A 17,560-nucleotide genomic window follows, 5' to 3' on the forward strand; every position below is an offset into this window, starting at 1 on the left:
TCCTCCACAGGAGGCGTCGTCCGCCGACCGTCCACCGGGCGGGCCCGGACCGGCCGTGCCCGGCGCGCCGCCTGATGGTCTGGACCGGTGGACACCGTCAGCACCGCGCGGAGCACGCACGACCCGGCCGGCTCACCCGGCCCGCGACTCGACTCGCCGCTCGCCCTGCCGCCGAGCCCGCCCGACGAGCCGCGAGCCGGGTTCCCCTGGCTGGCCTCGGGCGCGCCCGTGGTCGGCGCATTCGCGCTGTGGGCCCTGACCGGTTCGCCTCTCGCGCTCGCATTCGCGGCGCTCGGACCGGTGGTCGCGCTGGCATCGATGATCGATGGCCGCCGCCACGCGGCCGCCCGACGACGGCGGGGCAGCGCCGAACGCCTGACGGCGCTCGACGAACTGCAGCGCGAGATCGCGCGCCGACACGCCGACGAACGCGCGCAGGCGTGGCGCCGCATGCCGTCCGCGGCATCGGTCCTTCAGCATGCGCCCGGGGCGGACTGGCGCGGCGAGGGACCCGGCAGCGTCGTGATCGGGCGCGGTGACGAGCCGAGCACCCTGCGCATCGGCGGCTCGCCGACGGACGACGCCGATCGCGCCGTGCTGAGGTTCGCCGGGCAGGTCAGCGACGCGCCCGTGGCGGCGAACCCGGTCGGCGGGCTCGGCTTCGTCGGCCCGCCACCGCTCACGCGTGCCGCCGCGCGAGCCGCGCTCGTGCAGCTCATGCGGCATGCCACGCCCGGAGTCATCGCCGTGCGCGTGCCCGACGCGTCCGAGTGGCGCTGGGCGATCTCCCTCCCGCACCGGTCGGGTGCGGAGACGATCCTCGTGACGGACGCCGATGCCGCACCCGCCGGGCCGGCCGACCCCGCGCCGACCGGGGCCGCGCCGGACGATCCGGCCCTCGCCGCCACCTGGCGCATTGCGACCGCGCTCGTCCCGGCCGACCTTCCACCGGGTCTCGGCACCGTGGTGCGCCTCGAACACCCCGGGCGCGCGATCCTCGAACGCGACGGCGGCCGGCCGGCAGAGCGGGTCGTCGTCCCCGAGCTGCTCTCCGTGGCCGATGCGGCGAGCTGGGCGGAGGCGACGCGGGCGGCCGCGGTGCGCGCGGGACTCGCGGACGGGCTCGCGACCATCCCCGCCGTGGTGCCCGTGGAGTCGCTCGTGCAGCCGGCCGCACGGCGCTCGGAACGCTCCACGCTCGCGGTCACCGTCGGCGTGGGCGCATCGGGTGCCGTCCAGCTCGACCTCGTCAGGGACGGGCCGCACGCACTGGTCGCCGGCACGAGCGGGAGCGGGAAGAGCGAGTTCCTGCTGGCGTGGCTCACCGCGCTCGCCGCCGTACACCCCACGGGGCTCGTGTCCTTCCTGCTCGTCGACTTCAAGGGCGGTGCGGCATTCGAGCCGCTGCGCGGCCTGCCCCACGTCGCGGGGCTCGTGACCGACCTCGATGAGGCCGAGGCGGTCCGCGCGATCCAGAGCCTGCGTGCCGAGCTCAGACACCGCGAAGAGGTCATCCGAGCCGCCGGCCGGCGCAGCATCGCCGAGCTTCCGACCGAGGTCGAGCTGCCGCGGCTCGTCATCGTGGTCGACGAGTTCCAGGCCATGGTCGAGCGATTCCCCGACCTGGCTCCGCTCATCGGCGACATCGCCTCGCGTGGGCGTTCCCTCGGGGTGCACCTGGTGCTCGCCGCGCAGCGGCCGAACGGCGTCGTCCGGGAGAGCGTGACGGCCAACTGCGGGCTGCGCGTCTCGCTCCGGGTGCTGCACCGCGCCGACAGCCTGGCCGTGGTGGGGGTCGAGGACGCGGCGGGCCTCGACCCCTCGGCCCCCGGTCGCGCCCTGGTCGCCCGGGACGGACGGGCGACCGAGTTCCAGTCGGCGCTCGCCTCGCCCGCCGCGCTCGAGCGGGTCCGTCGGGGCGCCGTCGGCGGTCCGGTCCGGCGGCCCTGGCTCGATCCGCTTCCGCCCCGGCTCGCCGTCAGCGCCCTCGTCGATGAGGACATCGCGCCTCGCGCCGACGGCGAGCTCGCGTTCGGGCTCGCCGACGACCCCGAACACCAGCGCCGCGAGCTCGCGGTCTGGCACCCCGAGCGCGATGGGAGCGTGCTCGTCGCGGGCTCGCCCGGCAGCGGGCGATCGACCGCGCTCGGCGCCATCGCACGTGCGTTCGCCGACGCGCACGGCGACGGTGCGGTCGTGGTGCTGGGCGGCCCGCCGAGCACCGAGTGGGATGCGGTGCACGACGAGCTCGCGCGCGTGCGCGCGGGCCGCAGCGGCCGGCGACTGCTCGTGGTCGACGACCTCGACGCCAGGTACCGGTCCTGGCCCGATGAACCGCGGCAGATCCTGGTCGAGATGCTCGCCGCGCTGGGCCGCGAGGGCCGCGCGGGCGGCCTCTTCGTCGCGGCGTCGGCCACGGCGGCGCTCACGCTCCCCGGCCCGGTGCGCGAGCTGTTCGGTGCGAGCGTGCTCCTGCGTCACGCCGGGCGGTCCGAGGTCGTCCAGGCCGGCGGCATCGGTGCGCTCTGGCGGGCCGATGAGCCCCCGGGCGCGGGCCAGTGGCGCGGACGGCGCATCCAGGTCGTCGAGTCGGCGGCTCCCCGCCCGCCCGACGCTCGCCCGGTTCCGCCGCTCGCGCTCGCCGCGGGCGTCCCGGCCGCGGTGGTGAGCTCGGCACCCGCGCACGACGCCGACGCGCTCACGGCGGCGCTCGGGCGAGAGGTGCTCGTCCTGCGCCACGGCGACGACGCGGCCACGAGGGCGCTTCGTGCGCTTCACGACCCGGGAGCGCCGGCCCCGGTGGTCGTGGCCGACGCCGACGCGTGGTCTGCGAACTGGACGCTGCTCGCCGCGATCCAGGAGCGGGGCGTGTGCGTCGTGCGCGGCGGCCCGGCGGAGCTGCGCTGCGTCATCCGTGACCGGGTCTGTCCGCCGGTGCTCGACCCCGGGCGGCCGCAGTGCTGGCGGGTGGTGCCGGGGGAGGGCCCGGTGCGGTTCGGCTGGCCGCCGCGACCCGCCCACGGTGAGCTCGCCGCGGAATCCGCACCGCAAAGCACGAATTCCTCATGATTCTCGCCGAATCGATGCGGAATCAGTCGCGGATGTTCGCAGAAATTAACGATTCGGATATCGATCGGTGAATTGCGGCGCCCAATGTGGAAGTATCTAGCCACCCGCAGTGACGCGCACTCGATTGGAGTTCCCGTGACCACACGTCGCCCCCTCCCCGAAGACCCGATCGTCCGTTCCCTCGTCATGCAGGCCCGCCGGGCTCAGCTGAGCCGGCGCACGCTGCTCACGGGGGCCGGCGTCGGCGCATCCGCGCTCGCACTCGCGGCGTGTTCCACGGGCGGCGGGCAGGCGAAACCGACGGCCGCGGCCGATGAGTCGGCCACCGACAAGACCCTGAACTGGGCCAACTGGGCCGCATACATCGACGAGGACGACAACGGCGACTACCCCACGCTCACCCGGTTCACCGAAGAGACCGGCATCGAGGTGAACTACGAGGTCGCGGTCGACGACAACAACACCTACTACGGCAAGGTGAAGGACCAGCTCGCGCTCGGCCAGGACATCGGCGCCGACACCGTGTGCCTCACGGACTGGATGGTCAGCCGGTGGATCCGCCTCGGGTACACGCAAGCGCTCGACCACGCCAACATCCCGAACCTCGCCAACCTCGCGCCCGCGCTCCAGGACCCCGACTTCGACCCCGGCCGCGAGATGTCCGTGCCCTGGCAGGGCGGTTTCGCCGGCATCTGCTGGAACAAGGCGGCGATCCCCGGAGGACTCGAGTCGGTCGAGGACCTCTGGAACCCCGAGTTCAAGGGCCGCGTCGGCGTGCTCTCGGAGATGCGCGACACGATCGGCCTGCTCATGCTGCAGAACGGCGTCGACATCTCGGGTGACTGGGGCGACGCCGAGTTCGAGGCGGCGAACGATGTGCTGAGGGAGCAGGTCGAGTCTGGGCAGGTCCGCAACATCAAGGGCAATTCCTACCTCGAGGACCTCAAGAGCGGCGACACGCTCGCCGCGATCTGCTGGTCGGGCGACATCACGGTCATCAACGCCGAGGCCGGCGACCAATGGGAGTTCGCGATCCCGTCGGCCGGCGCCACCCTCTGGAACGACAACTTCCTCGTGCCGATCGGCTCGAGTCGCAAGACCAACGCCGAGACGCTCATCAACTACTACTACGAGCCCGAGGTCGCGGCCGAGGTCGCGGCGTGGGTGAACTACATCACCCCTGTCGTCGGCGCGAAGGAGGCCGCGACGGCGATCGATCCCGAGCTCGCCGAGAACCAGCTCATCTTCCCCGACGAGGAGACGCTGTCGCGCGCGCACATCTTCCGGTCGCTCACCGGGGCCGAGGAGCAGAAGTATCAGGCCGCGTTCCAGAGCATCCTGCTCGGTTCGTGAGCCGGGGAGCATGATGGCGGCAGTACGCGAGTTCTCCGAGCGGGGCGCTGACCTCGAGCTCTCGGGCATTCAGAAGCGGTTCCCGGGGTTCACCGCGATCGAGCAGCTCGATCTCACGATCCCGGCGGGCTCGTTCTTCGCGCTCCTCGGCCCGTCGGGCTGCGGCAAGACCACGACGCTGCGGCTCGTCGCGGGTCTCGAGGAGCCCACGAAGGGCCGCATCCTCATCGGCGGCCGCGACGTCACCGACACCAAAGCGCATGAGCGCCCCGTGAACACGGTCTTCCAGAGCTATGCGCTCTTTCCGCACATGACGATCGTCGAGAACGTCGCGTTCGGGCTCAAGCGCCGCCGGATCGGGGACGCGATGACCCGGGCGCACGAGGCCCTGAAGCTCGTCGAGCTCGATCACCTCGCGCAGCGACGGCCGCAACAGCTCTCGGGCGGTCAGCAGCAGCGGGTCGCGCTCGCGCGCGCGATCGTGAACCGGCCGGCGCTGCTGCTCCTCGACGAACCTCTCGGCGCGCTCGACCTGAAGCTGCGCCGCCAGATGCAGCTCGAGTTGAAGGGCATCCAGGAAGAGGTCGGGCTGACCTTCCTGCACGTGACGCACGACCAGGAGGAGGCCATGACGATGGCCGACACGGTCGCGGTCATGAACAAGGGCGCGATCGAGCAGATGGGTGCGCCCGAGGAGCTGTACGAGTTGCCGCGCACGGTGTTCGTGGCGAACTTCCTCGGGCAGTCGAACCTCTTCACCGGACCGGTCACGGGCGGCACCGATGCCGCCTTCACGATCGACGCCGGCGGCCACGCGATCACGGTGCCGACCGGGCGCGCGGAGCGTCACCGGGGCACGGTCACGGTCGGCGTACGTCCCGAGAAGGTCGTGCTGCACGTGGAGGCTCCGGGAGGGCCCGACGGGGCCGGCACCGCCGGTCGCAACACGCTCGGCCCCGGCCGGGTCGTCGACGTGTCCTTCTCGGGTGTGAGCACCCAGTACCTGGTCGACGTGCCGGGGATCGGCACCCTGATGGTCTTCGCGCAGAACGTCGGGTACGGCCCGGTGGCCGCGCTCGGCGCGGAGGTGTGGCTGAGCTGGGAGATCGCGCACGGGTTCGGGCTCGCGGACGAACAGGTCCCCGGCGGCCGGTTCGCCGCCGACGACTCGACGAGCTCGATCGCGGCCCAGCACCGCGAAGACCTCGTCACGGAGCTCGGAGACCGCTGAGATGGCCTTCGCTGCATTCGCGACGGCCGAGGCGCAACCGCAGGCGCCCAAGAAGCGCAGCCGGATCGCGCTGTTGCTCCTGCTGCCCGGCATCGCCTACCTGGTGCTGTTCTTCCTCACACCGCTGATCTCGTTGCTGCTCACGAGCCTGCAGGCGCCGAACGAGTTCGGCGACATCGGGGTCTACGACTACGCGTTCAACTGGCAGAACTACGTGACGGTGGTGAACGAGTACTGGCCGCACATCCTGCGCTCGTTCGGCTACGCGCTCGCGGCCACGGTGTTCGCCTTGCTGTTCAGCTACCCGCTCGCGTACTTCATCGGCGTGAAGGCGCGACGCTGGCCGCTGCTGCAGAGCCTCATGCTCGTGCTCGTGATCGCCCCGTTCTTCATCAGCTTCCTGCTCCGCACGCTCGCGTGGAAGCAGCTCCTCTCGGACGAGTCGTTCATCGTGACGTCGTTGAAGGCGCTGTCGCTGCTCGCACCCGACGCGCACTTCACCGGGACGCCGTTCGCGGTCATCTTCGGCCTGACGTACAACTTCATCCCGTTCATGGTGCTGCCGCTGTACACGACGCTCGAGCGGCTCGACGTGCGGTACCTCGAGGCGGGGGCCGACCTCTACGCGAACCCGTTCCAGGTGTTCCGCAAGGTGACCGTGCCGCTGTCGATGCCGGGCATCGTCGCGGGAACGCTGCTGACCTTCATCCCGGCGGCGGGCGACTACATCAACGCCAGCCGTGACTTCCTCGGCGGTCCCGACACGCAGATGATGGGCAACGTCATCGAGGCGAACTTCCTCGTGCTGCTGAACTACCCCGCGGCCGCCGCGCTGTCGATCATCCTGATGGCCGCGATCCTCGTGCTGGTCGGCGTCTACGTGAAACGCTCGGGAACGGAGGACCTGCTGTGAGCGGTGAGGTGCAGGCCGCGGCCGTGCTCGGCGGGCTGGCCGAGAACGAGCAGCTCGACGACCGCCGGCCGCCGCGCCGAGTGCGCGCGGGGCGCCTCGGACTCGGTGACTGGCTGCTCCCGGCCTACGCGGTCATCGCGTTCGTGTTCCTGCTGATCCCGATCGTGTACACGTTCGTGTTCTCGTTCAACGACTCGATCAAGTCGAACATCGCCTGGCGCGGCTTCACGCTCGACAAGTGGCTGAACGTGTGCAACGTCGAGGGCGGCGCGGTCTGTCAGGCGTTCGGCAACAGCATCGTCATCGGGCTCACGGCGACCGTGATCGCGACCGTGCTCGGCACGATGATCGCGATCGCGCTCGTCAGGTACCGCTTCCGGGCGCGATCCTCGATCAGCCTGCTGCTCTTCCTGCCGATGGCCACGCCCGAGGTGGTGCTCGGTGCCGGGCTCGCGGCGCAGTTCCTCGCGGTCGGGGTGCCGAAGGACATGACCACGATCATCCTCGCGCACACCATGTTCTGCATCAGCTTCGTCGTCGTTACGGTCAAGGCCCGCGTCGCGAGTCTCGATCCGGCGCTCGAGGAGGCGGGCCGCGACCTGTACGGCTCGCCCGCGCAGGTGTTCTGGAAGATCACGTTCCCGCTGCTGCTGCCGGGCATCCTCGCGGCCGCGCTGCTCGCGTTCGCGCTGAGCTTCGACGACTTCATCATCACGAACTTCAACTCGGGTTCGGTGACCACGTTCCCGAAGTACGTGTACATCTCGGCGTCGCGCGGCATCCCGGCCGAGGCCAACGTGATCGCCTCGGCGGTGTTCCTGTTCGCGATCGTGCTGGTGATCGTCGCACAGGTCTCGCGCGCGGCGCGCGCGAAACGCCTCGCGAGGCTCGGCTGACGGGCGCGAACCGGCGGATGCCTCGGGCACCACGTGTGCCCGAGGCATCCGCTCGCTCAGACCGTCGCACGGACCTCGCCGACCGGCTGGTCGCCGCCCATGACCCAGAGGTCGAGCTCGGCCTGCACCGCGTCGATGGCCGCGTGCTCGAGGGCGCCCTCGCGGGCGAGCAGCCGCAGCGCGACGATCGCGGTCGCGCGGGCGCTGCCGTCGAGGACCTTGACGGCGACGGTGGTGCCGTTCGGGGCGGTCATCACCATGACCCCTTCGGCGCCGATCTTGGCGAAGACCCCGAGCCGCTCGATCGCGACGGTGTCGGGGCGGCCGGGGCCGCCCGCGGCCCACGCGTGCGTGCGCACGGCGTCGGTGAGCGCGGCGGCCTCGCGGTAGAGCGCGAACGGCGAGGTCTGCTGCGCGGTCGTGATCTTCTGGATGCCGCGGGCGAGGCCCACGAGGCTGATCGCGTGCACGGGGGCGCCGCACCCGTCGACGCCGCTCGCGACGGGACGTTCGCCCGTGAAGCGCTCGAGCACGTCGAGCACCTTGCGCTGCATCGGGTGGTCGGGTTCGAGGTACCCCGGCAGCGGCCAGCCGTTCGCGGCACTCGCCGCGAGCATGGCGGCGTGCTTGCCCGAGCATTCCATGTAGACCGCAGAGGGTGAGCCGCCTGCGCGGATGACCTGCTCGCGGGCCGCGCGGTCGAGCGGCATCGCCGCCGGGCAGCCGAGCGCCTCGACGGGGACCGAGGCGCGGTCGAGCAGGCCCCGGACGAGGGCGACGTGCGCGGCCGTGCCCGAGTGGCTCGCGGTCGCGATCGCGGCGTCCTCGCCGCGGAGCGGCGCGCCCGACGTCATCGACGCGAGGGCCTGGAACGGCTTCAGGGTGGAGCGCGGGAAGATCGGCGAGCGGACGTCGCCCAGTTCGCGCGCGAGCTCACCCTCGGGGGTGAGCACGACGGCCGAGCCCGCATGGCGGGACTCGACGAATCCGTTTCGTTCGACCACGGCGAGTTCGGCGGCGTTCGTGACGGTGAAGGTCTCGGCCACGGCTCAGCCGAGGGCCGCGAAGCCGTCGTCGAGCACCTGCAGCGCGTCGTCGATGAGGGCATCGGTGACGGCGAGGCTCGGCAGGAACCGCAGCACGTTGCCATACGTGCCGGCGTTGAGGAACAGCACGCCGCGCTCGGCGGCGAACGCGATGAGCGAGGCCACCGCCTCGGGGTAGGGCTGCTTGGTCGACGCGCCGGTGCCCGGCTGGACGAGTTCGATCGCTACCATCGCGCCCCGGCCGCGGATGTCGCCGATGACGTCGTAGCGTTCGGCGAGGCGTGCGAGGCCGGCCTTCAGCGTGCCCTCGATGCGCTGCGCCTCGGCGAGGAGCCGGTTCTGCTCGATCGACTCGAACACCGCCACGGCGGCCGCGCACGCGACGGGGTTGCCGCCGAACGTGCCGCCGAGACCGCCCGGCTGCGAGGCGTCCATGATCTCCGCGCGACCGGTGACCGCGGCGAGCGGAAGGCCGCCCGCGATGCCCTTCGCGGTGAGCACGAGGTCGGGCTCCCAGTCGAACTGCTCGCTCGCGAAGAACGTGCCGGTTCGGGCCATGCCCGACTGGATCTCGTCGGCGATCATGACCACGCCGTGCTCGCTGCACCAGTTCTGCAGGATCGGCAGGAATCCGTCGGCGGGCACGATGAACCCGCCCTCGCCCTGGATCGGTTCGACGACGAGGCACGCAAGGTCCGCGGCACCCACGACCTTCTCGAGGTAGGCGATCGTGCGCGCCGCGGCATCGCCGCCGCTGAGGCCGTCGCGGTACGGGTACGAGTTCGGCGCGTGGTACACGTCGCCGGCGAACGGCCCGAACCCCGTGGCGTAGGGGTGGGCCTTGTAGTTCATCGCCATCGTGAGGTTCGTGCGCCCGTGGTAGGCGTGGTCGAGCACCGCGACCGCCCGGCGACCCGTGTGCTTGCGGGCGATCTTCACGCCGTTCTCGACCGCCTCGGCGCCCGAGTTCACGAGCACGGTCTTCTTCGCCCAGGTCCCGGGCGTCCGTTCGGCGAGCAGCTCGGCGACGCGCACGTACTCCTCGTACGGCGTGATCGTGAACAGCGTGTGGATCACGTCCTGCAGCTGCGAGGCCGCGGCCTCGACCACGCGCTCCTCGGTGTGGCCGACCGTGGTGACCCCGATGCCGGCGCCGAAGTCGATGAACTGGTTGCCGTCGACGTCGACGAGGATCGCGCCGTTCGCGCGCGCGATGTAGACGGGCAGCGCGCTGGACACCCCCTCGGAGACGACGGCCTTGCGCCGTCCGTGCAGCTCGTGCGACTTCGGGCCGGGGACGGCGGTGACGATCTTGCGCTCCTGCGGAACCGTGTAGACCGGTGCGGACGCAGCGTTGGCGTCGGCGTCGATGGTGTCAGTCATGGTGTCCCCAGCTTAGCTTTCCGGATGCTCCGGCCGAGGGGGCCGGCAGGAGCGCGCCGGACCGGCAGAATCGAAGGACACGACCGACCGGAGGGATCTGCGCATGCGACTCGGCGAACACGGCTATGCCATCGAGGTCGAGTGGACGGGCGACCAGGGGGCGGGCACGACCGGTCCGCGCAGCTACCGTCGTACACATGTCGTGCGTGCCGAGGGCAAGCTGCACGAGCTGCAGGGCAGCGCCGATCGCGTGTTCCACGGCGACCGCGAACGGTGGAACCCCGAAGAGCTGCTGCTCGCGGCACTCGCCGACTGCCACCTGATGTCCTTCCTCTACGCCGCCTCCCGGAGCGGCGTCGTCGTCCGCGCGTACACCGACTCGCCCACCGCGCTGCTTCGCGAGGACGGCCGCGGCGGGGGCGCGATCGTCGAGGCCGTGCTCCGGCCGCGCGTGGTCGTGTCGGACGCGTCGATGATCGAGCGTGCGCAGGCGTTGCACGCCGAGGCCGCCGAGCTGTGCTTCATCAACTCGTCGGTCGCGTTCCCCGTCAGGCACGAGCCGGTCTCGCTGGTCGAGTGAGCTGTGCGCCTACAGGGCGGAGCGATCGGCGGGTGCGCTGGGGATCGTCACCGGGGTTTCGGGGCACGCGTCGCCGCCGATGAGCCGCGTGCACGGGGGCAGGAATCCCGGGTACCGCTCGGCGGTCGGGTCACCGAACCAGCGGTGCCAGATCCGCCAGAAGTTGAGATTGCCGAAGGCGGAGCATCCGTCGCCGGTGTCGGGATGCTCGAGCGTCGCCGGGCTGGGCTGGTACGGCGTGTAGTTGTACAGGTTGGCCGTGGCCTGATTCCTGATCGCGACCGGCTCGGTGCCGCACGCGGGGTCGGGGTGGAACTGCACGTCGACAGTGCCGACCCGGTAGGTGCGCTCGGGCACCTCGGAGTACTGCCGGAACTGCCAGGCCGCGTGGTACACCTGGTTGAAGAACCCGAAATAGTCCTCGTCGCAGTCGGCCGAGTCGGGGCAGCCGTACCCGGTGGCCCGCAGATAGCCGCGCTCGGTGGGGCGCGTGAGCAGCGACTGCTCCTTCTGCAGGAGCACGATCAGGGTGCGCGGGCTCACCCGGCACGCCTCGGCCACGCGCTCGACGATCCGGCTCGCGCGCTCACCCGCAGCGCCACGGTATTCGGTGCAGTGCCCCGGGCCGGCCGCGGGCTGGGTCTCGGTCGTCTCCCGGTAGTCGGCGAGGCAGCGCACGCCGGCGTCGGCACGGCAGGACACCGACTCGAAGAAGGCCTGGATCTCGCGCTCGCTCATGGCCGTGCTGTCGTAGAAGCTGTCGTCGCTCACGATGTAGCCCGCGTCGAACGTCGACGTCGGCGGTTCGACGGCGTCGGCGGCCGTCGCCGGCGCGCTCGGGGCCGGCGTCGTGGCCGGCGCGCAGCCGGCGAGGAGCAGGGCCGCGATCGCGAGCACGGCGGGCAGCGGAGATCTCATCGTGGACGACGCTATCGCGACCGGCCCACGCCGGGCTGGGAATCGAGACGGCAGGACCCCGCGGACCGCCGGCCGCGGATCAGAGTCGCTCGTGCGGGACGATCCGGTCAGCGATGCGCGCGAGCGTGCCCTGGGGCGGCGCTTCGTTGTAGGTTCCGGCGAGCTCCTGCCCGGTGAGCTCGTGGATCGCCGACATGATCTCGTCGGTCGCCGCGCGGCGCGCGCGGCCGGACGTGGCGGGCCCGTGATGGGCGAGATCCAGCGCGGGGCCGAAGCGTACGGTCACCGGCCTGATCCGCGGGAGGCTCGAGCCGACGGGCTGGATCTCCTGGGTGCCGACGAGCCCGACCGGCACGACCGTGGCCCCCGTGGTCAGCGCGAGCCATGCGACGCCCGTGCGGCCACGATAGAGCCGGCCGTCGAGCGACCGGGTGCCTTCGGGGTAGAGGGCGAAGGCGCTTCCGGCCTCGAGGATCCGGCGGCCCTGGTCGAGGGCCTCCTGGGCCTGCGAGCCGGCGCCGCGCTCGACGGACACGGCGCCGATCGCGCCGAAGAACGTGCGCGACACCCAGCCGCTGAAGCCGCGGCCCGTGAAGTAATGGGACTTCGCGAGGAACTGCACGGGTCGAGGAGCTGCGAGCGGGATCACGATGCTGTCGACGAACGACAGATGGTTCGAGGCGAAGATGACGGCGCCGTGCCGGGGCACGTGCTCGGACCCGAGGATCTTCGGCCGGTAGACCAGCAGGACGAGCGGCCTGAGAATGCCGCGGATGATGCGGTACACCGGTCCCGCGGTGTTCGGCCCCGCGGGCACGGCGTCGGACGAGGGCGAAGTCACGTACCGACGTTAGGCCCGTGGATATGCGGCGCCGGGAATATCGCGGCGCAGCGACGGCCGATGGCAGGATGACACGCATGCAGGCCACGCCGGGTGAGCAGACGTGGACGATCGAGGACGCGGGGGTCACGATCGCCCGGGTGACGGGCGACCGGCACGCGCAGGGGCCCGAGCAGGTGCTGCGGCGACTGATCGCACTCGTCTCGGGCGTGCCCGACGACGACGTGGAGCTGCTGAGGCGTTGCGCCGAGTGCGGGGCGCGGCACGGCACGCCGACGGTGGAGTACCCGACGCCGCCCTCCGGCACGCGCTGGTACGCCGACGTCGCCGCGGCCGACGGCATCGTGGTCGCGGCCACCGGCACGAGGCATCCGCTCGGCGTCGCCGTCGAGCCCGCGGGGCCCGCGGGGCGCACCATCGACGAGGCGACGTTCCACGCCGGCGAGCTCGCGAGGCTCGACGCGGCCACGGGCGCGGCGCGCGACCGGCTCCGCGCCACGATGTGGGTGCGGAAGGCCGCGCTCGCGAGGGCGCTCGGGCACCGCACCTTCCTGGAACCGTCTCGCATCGAGCTCGCACCGCTCGTCGACGGTGCCGAGGTTCGGCTCGCCCGCGCCGTTCCGGAGCTCGGCGCCGGCTGGCGGTCCGTCACGGTGCACGACGTGCCGGGCGTCGACGGCATCGCGGCCGCGGTGGCCCTGCTCGGCTGACGCCGGCGGCGGGCGGCTGCACCGGCGCGCCACACACCTGACGCGCCACGCACCTGACGCGCCACGCACCTGACGCGCGCCGTACAGTGGGTCGGGTGAAGCGCGTCATCATCCTGGGCTCGACCGGCTCCATCGGCACGCAGGCGCTCGACGTCATCCGGGCGAACCCGCGTCGGTTCGAGGTGGTCGGCCTCGCGGTGGGCCGCAATCACGACGAGCTCGCCGCGCAGGCGGCCGAGTTCGGCGTCGACGACGTCGCCGTCGGCATCGCGGAGGCCGAGCAGCTGGTGCGCGACGTCGACGCCGACGTCGTCCTGAACGGCATCACGGGCTCGGTCGGTCTCGGGCCGACGCTCGCGACGCTCGAACGCGGCGCGACGCTCGCGCTCGCCAACAAGGAGTCGCTGATCGTCGGGGGAGACCTCGTGACGCGGCTGGCCCGGCCCGGGCAGATCGTGCCCGTGGACTCCGAGCACTCCGCGATCGCGCAGGCATTGCGCGGAGGAGCGGCCACCGAGGTGCGCCGACTCGTGCTCACGGCGTCGGGCGGACCGTTCCGAGGCCGCACGCGCGACGAGCTCGCCGGGGTCACGCCGGCCCAGGCGCTCGCGCACCCCACCTGGGACATGGGCCTCGTCGTCACGACGAACTCGGCGACGCTCGTGAACAAGGGCCTCGAGGTGATCGAGGCGCATCTGCTCTTCGATGTGGACTACGACCGCATCGACGTCGTCGTGCACCCGCAGTCGATCGTGCACTCGATGGTGGAGTTCATCGACGGGTCGACGATCGCGCAGGCCTCGCCGCCCGATATGCGGCTGCCCATCTCGCTCGCGCTCGACTGGCCGCACCGCGTCGGCGGCGTCGGGCGCCCGCTCGACTGGACCAAGGCCCAGGCGTGGACGTTCGAGCCGCTCGACGAGACGGCGTTCCCCGCGGTGGCGCTCGCGAAGCAGGTGGGCCGCGCCGGGGGAGAGTACCCGGCCGTGTACAACGCCGCGAACGAGGAGGCGGTCGCCGCGTTCCACGACGGCCGGCTCAGGTTCACGGGCATCGTCGACACCGTGCGGGCGGTGGTCGACGCCCACGAGTCCGCGACCGGCGAGCTCACGACCGAGACGCTCGCGGCCGCCGAGGCGTCCGCTCGCCGCGCCTCGCAGGCGCGCATCGCCGCCCGGGCGTAGGCACCGGCGAGCTCCCAGCCGGCGGAAAGCCCGCACCAAGACTCCGGCAGTACGCTCATCTGGTGGAATCCGTGCTCGCCTTCGTGATCGGCGTCGTCGTCATCGCCCTCGGCCTCGCGATCTCGATCGCCCTGCACGAGGTCGGGCACCTGGTTCCCGCGAAACTGTTCGGCGTCAAGGTGACGCAGTACATGATCGGGTTCGGCAAGACCATCTGGTCGCGGCGCGGCGGCGAGACCGAGTACGGCGTGAAGGCGCTGCCGCTCGGCGGATACATCGCGATGATCGGGATGTTCCCGCCCGCGAAGGGCGAGCGCGTGCACGAAGACAGCACGGGCTTCTTCCGCGGGCTCGTGCAGGACGCCCGCGATTCGAGCACCGAGTCCATCGGCCCGGGCGACGAGGCCCGCGCGTTCTACCGGCTGCCCGTCTGGAAGCGCATCGTCATCATGTTCGGCGGGCCGTTCATGAACCTCGTGCTCGGCGTGATCTTCTTCGCCATCCTGATCATGGGCATAGGCGTGCCGCAGGCGACGACCACCGTCGGCGCGGTGTCCGAGTGCGCGCTGCCCGCGAACAGCCAGCGCCAGACGTGCGAGCCGGGCGACCCGGCCGCGCCGGGTGCGGCGGCGGGCGTCGAGCCGGGCGACCGCATCCTCTCGATCGACGGCACGCCGGTGGAGTCGTGGGCCCAGTCGACCGCGATCATCCGCGAGCACCCGGGTGACGAGCTCGCGCTCGTCGTCGAGCGCGACGGCGAACCCGTCGAGCTGACGGTCACGCCCATGGTCAGCGAGCGCTACGCGCTCGACGCGGACGGTGAGGTCGTGACGGATGCCTCGGGCACCCCGCGCTACGTGGAAGCCGGGTTCGTGGGCATCGAGGCGATGATCGCGCGCGTGCCGCAGCCGGTCACCGAGGTGCTGCCGGCGGTCGGCGAGCAGACCGCGGGGGTCGTCGGCATCGTGATCAACCTGCCCCAGCGCATGATCGACGTCGCGAACGCGGCGTTCGGTCCGGGCGAACGCGACCCGAACGGCCCCATGAGCGTCGTGGGCGTGGGCCGCGCTGCGGGCGAAGTGGCGGCGACGGCCGAGCTGCCGATCGTCGACAAGGCCGCGTTCATGGTCGGCATCCTCGGTGCCCTGAACATCGCGCTGTTCGTCTTCAACCTCATCCCGCTGCTGCCGCTCGACGGCGGCCACATCGCGAGCGCGCTGTTCGAGGCCGTCCGCCGCGGGTTCGCGAGACTGTTCCGGCGTCCGGATCCAGGCCCGGTCGATCTCGCGAGATTCATGCCGGTCACGTTCGGCGTGGTGATCCTGCTCGGGGCCATGAGCGCCCTGCTGATCTACGCCGACCTCGTCAAGCCGGTCGCGCTCTTCTGATGGGCCCGGCATGAGGCGTGCGCCGCGATCCCGCGTCAGGGGCTCCCAGACGACGGGCCGGGTACGGCCCGGGCAGGCCCGCGTACTCCGCGTGGAGTACGGCCGCCGCCTCCGTGGCGCCGATGCCGCACCCGCACGCCGGGGATACCATCGGGCCATGCCCGCCTCCGCCGCGCCGGACGCCCGGCCGGCGTGGGGACCGCCGCCGGCGGTCACGCTGCTCGTCCCGGTCGTCGTCAGCTTCCTCGTCCAGGTGCCTGCGGCGATCGGGATCGCGGTCTGGACCGCGGCGCCCGCGTGGGCGGCCGCGCTGCAGGTCGCACTCGCCGTCGCGGGCGCGCTCGTCCTGCTCGGTGCTCGCCGTGCTCCGGGGCCGACCGTCGCGGTGGTCGCCGCGCTCGCGCTCGCCGATCTGCTGCTGACCCCCGACGCCGGGCCGCCGTTCATCGCGCTCGCGTTCGCGATCGTGTCCGGTGTGGCGCGCGGCGCGCTCGTCTGGACGGGCGTCTCGGTCGGCGCGGCCTGGATCGCCGCGCTCGTGGGCGGCACGCTCGCGGGCCTCGACTGGCATCCGTTCCGGATCGCGGTCACGACCGCGGCACTCGCCGTCTGCGTGGGCATCGGCTGGTTCGTGCGGGTCCGGCGGGCCCGGCTCGCGGCGTATCGCGTCGAGTCGCAGCAGCGGCGACAGCGAGCCGAGCAGCAGGAACGCGTGCGGATCGCGCGCGAGCTGCATGATGTCATCGGACACGCGCTGTCGCAGATCCACGTGCAGGCGAGTGTCGGACTGCACCTCATGGATCGCGATCCCGAGCAGGCGCGCACCGCGCTCAGCGTCATCAAGGCGAGCTCGAAGGATGCGCTCGAGGAGGTGCGCAGCGTGCTCGGCGTCATCCGCGAGGGCGAGGCGCCGCTCTCGCCGCAGGCCGAGCTCGCGCAACTGCCGCGGCTCGTCGACGGTGCACGGGCTCCGGGCCTCGAGCTCGAGCTCGACGACCGGCTCACCGAGCGCCCGGCTCGGGCGGTGCAGTTCGCCGCATATCGCATCGCGCAGGAGGCGCTCACCAACATAGTGCGACACGCCGAGGCGAGTCACGGCCTCGTGCGCGTCGAGCGCGACGGCGAAACGCTCGCGCTCACCGTCGACGACGACGGCCGCGGCCCGGCCGGCACGGCCGACACCGACCTGACCGAGGGCCGCGGCGTCCTGGGCATGCGCGAGCGCGCGGCGCTGCTCGGCGGCGAGGTCGAGATCTCCGAACGGCCTGGCGGAGGCACGCGGGTCGTCGCGCGGTTGCCGTGGAGCCACCTCTGATGGGCGTCGCGTGATCCGGGTCGCGCTCGCCGACGATCAGCACCTCGTGCGGGCCGGGTTCCGTGCGCTGCTCGACGCCGAACCCGACGTGACCGTCGCGGTCGAGGCGTCCGGCGGCGTCGAGCTGCTCGGGCGTCTGCGCGACGAGCCCGTCGACGTGGTGCTCATGGACATCCGGATGCCCGACGGCGACGGGCTGTGGGCGACCGAGCAGATCGCCGCGGACCCCGCCCTCGCCGGGATCGGGGTGGTCGTGGTCACGACGTTCGAGCTCGACGAGTACGTCGCACGCGCGGTGCGCGCCGGGGCGAGCGGATTCCTCGTCAAGGACACCGAGCCCGAGGACCTGGTCCGTGCCGTTCGCGCGGTCGCCGCGGGTGAGGGACTGCTGTCGCCCGGCGTCACGAGGCGTCTGCTCGACCGGCTCGCGACGGGGCTGCGCGAGGCGCCCGACACCCGCGCGCTCGACGTGCTCACCGAGCGCGAGCGGGAGGTGCTGCGGCTCGTGGGCCTCGGGCTCACGAACGAGGAGATCGCGCGCGAGCTCGTGCTGAGCCCGCTGACCGCGAAGACGCATGTCTCGCGCATCATGACGAAGCTCGGCGCACGCGACCGGGTGCGGCTCGTCGTGCTCGCGTACGAGACGGGGCTCGTGCAGCCCGGCTGGCAGTGAGCGCTCCGCGACGCACGGTCGGGGTGCTCCTCCAGGAGCATCCGAACTGTCTCCCGTAGG

Annotated in this window: 15 protein-coding genes; 11 read left to right on the top strand and 4 right to left on the bottom strand. The window is 72.2% G+C overall.

Going from position 1 to position 17,560, the window contains the following annotated elements:
• Window positions 1–87: 87 nt before the first annotated feature.
• From RH864_RS15830 to RH864_RS15850, 5 genes are all read left to right on the top strand, one after another.
• Complete coding sequence (locus tag RH864_RS15830; RefSeq protein WP_310518536.1) at window positions 88–3,069, top strand: FtsK/SpoIIIE domain-containing protein; 2,982 nt, start codon at window positions 88–90, stop codon at window positions 3,067–3,069.
• Window positions 3,070–3,255: 186 nt separating this feature from the next.
• The gene (locus RH864_RS15835; protein ID WP_310518583.1) at window positions 3,256–4,422 is read left to right on the top strand and encodes an ABC transporter substrate-binding protein; all 1,167 of its coding nucleotides are present in this window, start codon (window positions 3,256–3,258) and stop codon (window positions 4,420–4,422) included.
• A gap of 13 nt (window positions 4,423–4,435) precedes the next feature.
• Entirely contained in the window at window positions 4,436–5,653 is a 1,218-nt protein-coding gene (locus tag RH864_RS15840; protein WP_310518584.1) for an ABC transporter ATP-binding protein, read from the top strand.
• A 1-nt stretch (window position 5,654) separates the two neighbouring features.
• Complete coding sequence (locus RH864_RS15845; RefSeq protein WP_310518537.1) at window positions 5,655–6,566, top strand: ABC transporter permease; 912 nt, start codon at window positions 5,655–5,657, stop codon at window positions 6,564–6,566.
• A gap of 113 nt (window positions 6,567–6,679) precedes the next feature.
• Window positions 6,680–7,462, top strand: coding sequence for an ABC transporter permease (locus RH864_RS15850; RefSeq protein ID WP_310518585.1), 783 nt, complete (start codon window positions 6,680–6,682; stop codon window positions 7,460–7,462).
• A gap of 56 nt (window positions 7,463–7,518) precedes the next feature.
• On the opposite strand, the gene RH864_RS15855 is transcribed toward RH864_RS15850, so the two are convergent.
• Window positions 7,519–8,508 (bottom strand): asparaginase, encoded by a 990-nt coding sequence (locus RH864_RS15855; protein ID WP_310518538.1) that lies wholly within the window; start codon window positions 8,506–8,508, stop codon window positions 7,519–7,521.
• A gap of 3 nt (window positions 8,509–8,511) precedes the next feature.
• Complete coding sequence (gene gabT, locus RH864_RS15860) at window positions 8,512–9,891, bottom strand: 4-aminobutyrate--2-oxoglutarate transaminase (protein ID WP_310518539.1); 1,380 nt, start codon at window positions 9,889–9,891, stop codon at window positions 8,512–8,514.
• Between the two features lie 103 nt (window positions 9,892–9,994).
• Here gabT and RH864_RS15865 point away from each other — a divergent pair, with 103 nt between their 5' ends.
• Window positions 9,995–10,471, top strand: coding sequence for an OsmC family protein (locus RH864_RS15865; RefSeq protein ID WP_310518540.1), 477 nt, complete (start codon window positions 9,995–9,997; stop codon window positions 10,469–10,471).
• A 9-nt stretch (window positions 10,472–10,480) separates the two neighbouring features.
• Here RH864_RS15865 and RH864_RS15870 read toward each other — a convergent pair whose 3' ends face one another.
• Window positions 10,481–11,389, bottom strand: a complete 909-nt coding sequence (locus RH864_RS15870) for a hypothetical protein (protein WP_310518541.1) — start codon at window positions 11,387–11,389, stop codon at window positions 10,481–10,483.
• 79 nt (window positions 11,390–11,468) lie between these two features.
• Entirely contained in the window at window positions 11,469–12,230 is a 762-nt protein-coding gene (locus RH864_RS15875; protein WP_310518542.1) for a lysophospholipid acyltransferase family protein, read from the bottom strand.
• 77 nt (window positions 12,231–12,307) lie between these two features.
• Here RH864_RS15875 and RH864_RS15880 point away from each other — a divergent pair, with 77 nt between their 5' ends.
• From RH864_RS15880 to RH864_RS15900, 5 genes are all read left to right on the top strand, one after another.
• Entirely contained in the window at window positions 12,308–12,940 is a 633-nt protein-coding gene (locus RH864_RS15880; RefSeq protein ID WP_310518543.1) for a hypothetical protein, read from the top strand.
• A 95-nt stretch (window positions 12,941–13,035) separates the two neighbouring features.
• Window positions 13,036–14,124 carry a 1-deoxy-D-xylulose-5-phosphate reductoisomerase gene (gene dxr, locus RH864_RS15885; protein ID WP_310518544.1) on the top strand — a complete coding sequence of 363 codons (1,089 nt, stop codon included), beginning with the start codon at window positions 13,036–13,038 and terminating at the stop codon, window positions 14,122–14,124.
• A 62-nt stretch (window positions 14,125–14,186) separates the two neighbouring features.
• Window positions 14,187–15,512, top strand: a complete 1,326-nt coding sequence (locus RH864_RS15890; RefSeq protein WP_310518545.1) for a M50 family metallopeptidase — start codon at window positions 14,187–14,189, stop codon at window positions 15,510–15,512.
• A gap of 157 nt (window positions 15,513–15,669) precedes the next feature.
• Complete coding sequence (locus tag RH864_RS15895) at window positions 15,670–16,827, top strand: sensor histidine kinase (protein ID WP_310518546.1); 1,158 nt, start codon at window positions 15,670–15,672, stop codon at window positions 16,825–16,827.
• 10 nt (window positions 16,828–16,837) lie between these two features.
• The gene (locus RH864_RS15900; protein ID WP_310518547.1) at window positions 16,838–17,500 is read left to right on the top strand and encodes a response regulator transcription factor; all 663 of its coding nucleotides are present in this window, start codon (window positions 16,838–16,840) and stop codon (window positions 17,498–17,500) included.
• The last annotated feature ends 60 nt before the right edge of the window (window positions 17,501–17,560 follow it).

Origin of the sequence: Agromyces aerolatus (assembly GCF_031432255.1) — a bacterium.
In the GTDB taxonomy this organism is placed as follows: domain Bacteria; phylum Actinomycetota; class Actinomycetes; order Actinomycetales; family Microbacteriaceae; genus Agromyces.